Origin of the sequence: Lapillicoccus sp. (genome assembly GCF_025353065.1) — a bacterium.
Taxonomy (GTDB): Bacteria; Actinomycetota; Actinomycetes; order Actinomycetales; family Dermatophilaceae; genus Lapillicoccus.
Genome location: NZ_JANXRJ010000139.1, coordinates 1 through 6,199, shown reverse-complemented (window position 1 = coordinate 6,199; position 6,199 = coordinate 1). Strand labels below are relative to the sequence as shown.

Here is a 6,199-nt window from a genome sequence, read left to right as displayed (position 1 = left end):
CCTCCCGGGCGCGTCCGTGTGCCGCGACCGGATGCCCGCGACACCGACGTGAACGAGAGGCCCCCAGGACCGTGGCTGCCCCCCAGAACTACCTCGCCGTCATCAAGGTGGTCGGCATCGGCGGCGGTGGCGTCAACGCCGTGAACCGGATGATCGAGGTGGGCCTGAAGGGTGTCGAGTTCATCGCCATCAACACCGACGCCCAGGCGCTGCTGATGAGTGATGCCGACGTCAAGCTCGACGTCGGCCGCGAGCTCACCCGCGGGCTCGGCGCGGGCGCCGACCCCGAGGTCGGCAAGCGTGCGGCGGAGGACCACACCGAGGAGATCGAGGAGGTCCTCAAGGGGGCCGACATGGTCTTCGTCACCGCGGGCGAGGGCGGCGGCACCGGCACCGGAGGCGCTCCGGTCGTCGCGAAGATCGCGCGGGGTCTCGGGGCCCTGACCATCGGCGTCGTGACCCGGCCGTTCACGTTCGAGGGACGTCGCCGCGCCAACCAGGCCGAGACCGGCATCGCGCAGCTGCGCGAAGAGGTCGACACCCTCATCGTCATCCCCAACGATCGGCTGCTGTCGATCAGCGACCGCAACGTCTCGATGATGGACGCCTTCCGTTCGGCCGACCAGGTGCTGTTGTCCGGCGTCCAGGGCATTACCGACCTCATCACCACCCCGGGGTTGATCAATCTCGACTTCGCCGACGTCAAGTCCGTCATGCAGGGCGCCGGCTCGGCGCTGATGGGGATCGGCTCGGCCCGCGGCGACGACCGTGCGGTGCAGGCGGCCGAGCTCGCCATCTCCTCCCCCCTGCTCGAGGCGAGCATCGACGGCGCCCACGGGGTGCTCCTCTCGATCTCGGGTGGCTCCGACCTCGGCCTGTTCGAGATCAACGAGGCCGCCCGACTCGTCCAGGAGGCCGCCCACCCGGAGGCCAACATCATCTTCGGCGCGGTCATCGACGACGCCCTCGGCGACGAGGTCCGCGTCACCGTCATCGCAGCGGGTTTCGACGGCGGCGGCCCGGTCAAGCGCAACGAGGGTGCCCTCGGCACGATCCAGAGCGGGGGCCGGCCCGCGACCGCTGCCCCGGCCGCAGCCCCGTCCCCAGCGCCACGGCACGAGTCGGCCACCCCGTCCGGCGGGGCGTCCACGTCGCCGACGTTCACGCCGAGCGTCCCCGCGCCGAGCCCGGCCCCTGCGAGCCCGGCCAGCCAGCCCAGCCCGTCGGTCCAGCCGACCCAGACGCCACCTCGATCGGTGACGTTCGATGACGGCGACGACCTCGACGTGCCGGACTTCCTCAAGTAGGTCGGGACACCGGACAGCGGCCGGAGCCCGTGAGGACCTGTCCTCCCGGGCTCTGTCGTGTCCGCATCGCAGCGGGACCCCGCCGTGGTGCCCCCTGACCGGCAGCTCGCGTGACGGCCCGGCCGAGGTGGCCGGTCGGATGTCGTACCTTCGGTACGTGATCACCTCGAGGACCGCCGAGCCGACCACCGCCTCTCCGACCACCGCTCCCGTCTTCCACTGGATCGACGAGCGTCTCCCCGTCGTGGACGGTGCTCACGGGGTGCTCCGGGCCTTCACCACCCGCGAGGGTGGCGTGAGCGAATACGCTTGGGAGGGAATGAATCTCGGCGGGAGCGCCGGTGACCGTCCGGAGCACGTGCGGCGCAACCGGGCGTCGGTGGCGGCCGCCCTGGGTGTCGAGGACGACCACCTCCTGTTCATGGACCAGTGCCACGGCAGCAGCGTCGTCGCCGTCGACGGACCGTGGGTGGGTGCCGCCCCGCCGGCGGACGGGATCGTCACCCGCCGGAGCGACCTCGCCCTGGCGGTGCTGGTCGCCGACTGCGTGCCGGTCCTCCTCGCGGACACGGCCGCCGGCGTCGTCGGCGCCGTGCACGCCGGTCGGCCGGGGATGATGAACGGCATTGTCGCAGAAGCGGTTTCGGCGATGCGAGACCTCGGCGCCCAGCAGATCAGTGCGGCCGTCGGCCCATCCGTGTGCGGCCGCTGCTTCGAGGTCCCCGCAGAGATGCGGGCCGCGGCAGCCGCCGTCAGTCCCGTGTCGGCGACCGTGTCGTGGACCGGGACCCCGGCCATCGACGTCGCGGCGGGCGTCGTCGACCAGCTCACGGACGCCGGGGTCGAGGTCACCTGGGTGGCCGGGTGCGCCCGAGAGGACCCGCGGCTCTACTCCTACCGGCGGGACGGTGTTACCGGGCGTTTCGCCGGCGTCGTCCGGCTGCTGCCGGGGAGGGTGTCGTGACCGACATCCCCGGTCCCCCTGACTCCTCGGACGCGCCGGACGCGCCGGACGCCCCGGACGCCCCGGACGCCCCGGACGCCCCGGACGCCGGGGTGGCTCGCCGGGACGAGCTGGCTCGCAACCTCGCCGCGGTCGAGGAGCGCATCAGCCGCGCCTGCGCGGACGCCGGGCGATCGCGTGACGAGGTCCGGCTCATCGTCGTGACGAAGTTCTTCCCCCCGTCCGACGTCGCCCATCTCCTGGCTCTCGGCGTGCGTGACGTGGGGGAGAGCCGGGCCCAGGAGGCGACCGAGAAGTTCGCGGACGACGAGCTCATCGCGCGGCATCGCCGCGCCGGTTGCGGGGAGGACATGTTCGTCACGACTCACTTCATCGGTCAGGTGCAGACCAACAAGGCGGCGGCAGTAGTCGGCTGGGCTGACGTCGTGCACGCGGCCGACCGGCCCAAGCTCGTCGCCGCCCTCGACCGGGCGGCGGGCACAGCAGGGAAGTCGGTGGGTGTGCTCGTCCAGGTGGCGTTCGACGGGGACGAGCGGGAGGACGATGCGGACGGCGGGCGAGCGGGCGTCCGTCCCGATGACGCCGAGGGCCTCGCCGACGCCGTCGCCGAGTGCCCGCACCTCGATCTCGCCGGGGTGATGGCCGTCGCCCCCCGGGACGCCGACCCCGACGTCGCCTTCGGCCGCCTCGCGGAGGTGGCACGCGGCATACGGGAGCGTCATCCGGACGCGACCTGGGTGTCGGCCGGCATGAGCGGGGACCTCGAGGCGGCGATCCGCCACGGAGCGACACACCTGCGTGTCGGCACGGCAATCCTCGGCTCCCGCCCCACCCTTCGCTAATGTCGCTCGAGACAGCGGGTCCACCGCGGGTCGGCACGGGAGCGTCACCCCCGGTCACGCGACGCATCGAACGACGGCAAAGGAAGCTCACCATGGCTGGGGCACTGCGCAAGGCGATGGTCTACATCGGGCTCGCCGAGGAGGACGACCGCTACGACGACGAGGGGTATGCCGAGGAGACCGAGCGGCGCGAGGAGCGAAGCAACCGCGAGCGTCCGGACGAACGAGGCGCCGAGGTGACCCACCTGCCGCAGCGGCACACGCCTGTGGCCCGGGTGGTTCGTGACACGGAGGTCGGCGCGCTGACCCGGATCACGACGATCCATCCGCGCACCTACAACGAGGCCAAGAACATCGGTGAGGCGTTCCGCGAGGGCACGCCGGTCATCATGAACCTCACGGACATGGACGACAGCGACGCGAAGCGCCTCGTCGACTTCGCGGCCGGACTGATCTTCGGTCTCCACGGCGACATCGAGCGGGTGACGTCCAAGGTCTTCCTCCTCTCGCCCTCGCACGTCGAGGTGACCTCGGAGGAAGCGGAGCCACCGCGCCAGCCCCGAGGATTCTTCAACCAGAGCTAAGATTCTTTCATTCAGAGCTGACCTGTCCACCCGCGCCGATCAGGACGTCCGGCCGGCTCTGGTGGAGGGGGTGACCACGACGGCGACGGTCGTCGGACGCCACGGGTGCCTCATTCGTTTTCCACAGCGCCATCGGTGACACTGTGGTCATGGGTCTCGCGTGGTCGATCGTCCGCATCGTCATCTTCTTCTTCTTCCTTGCCCTCATCGGTCGACTCATCCTCGACTGGGTGCAGGTCCTCTCCCGCGACTGGCGGCCCAAGGGGCTGGTGCTCGTGCTGGCGGAGGCGGTCTACTCCGTGACCGACCCGCCGCTGCGAGCCCTCCGCAAGGTCATCCCGGCGCTCAACATCGGAGGCATGCGGATCGACTTCGCGTTCCTCGTCCTCATGATCGTGACCTCCGTCCTGATGAACATCTCCATCGCGTGACGTGGGTGACCGGGGTGCTGTGGGCGCCGGCGGTCCCCCCGCTCGTCACGCTCCGTCACCGTGCCCGGACCCTCCATGTTGGACGCGTGCATCCCTTTCGCTAACGTGGCCCCCGAACCGGTCCCCCCCTAACGAGGTGTAACTCATGGCGCTGACGCCCGAACAGATCCTCAACAAGCATTTCCAGACCACCCAGTTCCGCAAGGGCTACGACGAGCGAGACGTCGACGACTTCCTCGACGAGATCGTCGCCGAGATGCGCACGGTGGTCGCGCAGCGCGATGACTTCAAGCAGCAGCTCAACGACTGCCGCGCCGGCCGGGGGCTGACGCCCGTCCATGACGCTGCATCGGTGCAGGACAGCGGAGCCACGCAGGCCATCGCGATGCCCGTCGATGCCCGCGCCAGCGAGGCCGAGCAGAAGCGCCTCGCCGAGATCCAGGCCAAGGTCGCGGCGGCGCAGGCCCAGGAGCAGGAGCTCACCAGTCGTCTGACCAAGGTCCAGGCCGACGTCGCGAACGCCGAGATCGCGCTGCGAGACCGCCAGGGGGCGGTCGACAAGTCGGTCCAGGAGCGGCTCGACGCCGCCGAGGGCACCGCACGGTCCGCGACGGAGGCGAAGCAGGCTGCCGACGCACGGATCACCGAGCTCGAGCAGCAGCTGGCCGCTGCCCAGCAGACGGCCACTGCCGCGGAGCAGGAGCTGGCCGCGGCCCAGCAGGAGGCCGACCGGGCCGGCCAGGCGGGCGAGCAGGCGAGCGGCGAGCTGCAGCAGCAGCTGGAGGCCGCCCGCGCCGAGGCCGCCCAGGCGCAGCAGCAGAGTGCACAGCTGCAGCAGGCGCTCGAGGAGGCGCAGCAGCGTGCGACCGCCGCCGAGCAGCAGGTGGCCGCCACGGCTGCGGCTGCGCCCGCGGCGCAGGACGAGGGCAGCACCAACACCGGGGTGATGCGCGCGGTCGCCGCCGGGGGTGCGGCCGGGGGCAGCAGTGCCGCCGCCCTCATCGAGCTCGCCCAGCGCCTGCACGACGAGCACGTCGGCCAGGGTGAGGCAAAGCGCACCGAGCTGGTCGCCGAGGGACAGCGTCGTCACGACGAGCTCGTCTCCACCGCTCAGTCGAAGCACGACGAGCTCGTGGGATCGGCGCAGGCGCGACACGACGAACTGATCGGCACCGGCCAGAGTCAGCACGACGAGCTGCTCTCCACTGCACAGGCCCGTCACGACGAGCTGATCTCCACGGCTCAGCAGCAGCACGACCAGCTCGTGTCCGAGGCGACGAGCAAGCACGAGCAGCTCATCACCGAGGGACGTGAGCGTTCGACGGGTATGGTCGCCGAGGCCCAGCAGCGCAAGGCGGCGGTGCTGGCCGAGCTCGAGGGCGAGAAGGGCAGGCTCCAGAAGCAGATCGACGAGCTCCGCGGGTTCGAGCGCAACTACCGGTCGCAGCTGAAGTCCTACCTCCAGGGCCAGCTGGCGGAGCTCGACACGACGGGCGTCGAGAGCGAGAAGACGGAGAAGCAGGGAAAGGGCGGCGAGGGTCAGTCCTGATCCGCTGACCCGCGGATCGACTGAACGGCGGGTCAGGGGAAGCCCGCACACCTCTCCTGACGGGGCCTGAGCCGGTTGGCGCGGGCCCCGTCGGCGCGTCCGCGGTCGGTGCCCCCTGGAGTGACGCTGTGCGTGGGGCGTTCGAAACGGCGGCCCGCGTCGCGGTGAGCCGGTTTGGTGGGCGCCTGATCAGGGCCTTATCCTCAGGCCCACTTGTCGAGCCCCGTTTTGTCCAGAACGACCCCCCTGTGAGAGAGGCCTCCAGCATGGCCGCGAAGAAGAGCGCCCCGACCACCGCGGCGGCGAAGAAGGCCGCGCCGGGCCGGACCACGACAGCGGCGAAGACGACGGGTGCGGTGAAGAAGGCGACAGCTGTCCCGGTGAAGAAGGCCGCGGCTGCCCCCGCCAGCACGTCGTCTCCAGCGAAGAAGGCATCGTCCACACCCATCAAGAAGGCGGCGGCGGCTCCGGCGAAGAAGGCGGCGGCGGCTCCGGCGAAGAAGGCGGCGGCGGCTCCGGCGA

The 6,199-nt window shown here is 71.1% G+C and carries 6 protein-coding genes and 1 pseudogene; all 7 read left to right on the top strand.

From position 1 onward, the window contains the following. The first annotated feature begins 71 nt into the window (after positions 1-71). Positions 72-1,307 (top strand): cell division protein FtsZ, encoded by a 1,236-nt coding sequence (gene ftsZ, locus Q0R63_RS11125; RefSeq protein WP_295697220.1) that lies wholly within the window; start codon positions 72-74, stop codon positions 1,305-1,307. A 262-nt stretch (positions 1,308-1,569) separates the two neighbouring features. Next, positions 1,570-2,271, top strand: a complete 702-nt coding sequence (gene pgeF, locus Q0R63_RS11120; RefSeq protein ID WP_295697224.1) for a peptidoglycan editing factor PgeF — start codon at positions 1,570-1,572, stop codon at positions 2,269-2,271. After that, positions 2,268-3,113 (top strand): YggS family pyridoxal phosphate-dependent enzyme, encoded by an 846-nt coding sequence (locus Q0R63_RS11115; protein ID WP_366521109.1) that lies wholly within the window; start codon positions 2,268-2,270, stop codon positions 3,111-3,113. Before pgeF ends, Q0R63_RS11115 begins: the two co-directional genes overlap by 4 nt. A gap of 92 nt (positions 3,114-3,205) precedes the next feature. Beyond that, positions 3,206-3,697 carry a cell division protein SepF gene (sepF, locus tag Q0R63_RS11110; RefSeq protein ID WP_295697218.1) on the top strand — a complete coding sequence of 164 codons (492 nt, stop codon included), beginning with the start codon at positions 3,206-3,208 and terminating at the stop codon, positions 3,695-3,697. 149 nt (positions 3,698-3,846) lie between these two features. Beyond that, a complete protein-coding gene (locus tag Q0R63_RS11105) occupies positions 3,847-4,128 on the top strand; it encodes a YggT family protein (RefSeq protein ID WP_295697216.1) in 282 nt (93 codons plus the stop codon). Between the two features lie 145 nt (positions 4,129-4,273). Beyond that, on the top strand, positions 4,274-5,677 hold the full coding sequence (locus tag Q0R63_RS11100) for a DivIVA domain-containing protein (RefSeq protein ID WP_295697214.1): 1,404 nt from the start codon (positions 4,274-4,276) through the stop codon (positions 5,675-5,677). Positions 5,678-5,925: 248 nt separating this feature from the next. Further along, a pseudogene (locus Q0R63_RS11095) lies at positions 5,926-6,199 on the top strand (DNA-binding protein); the annotation flags it as partial.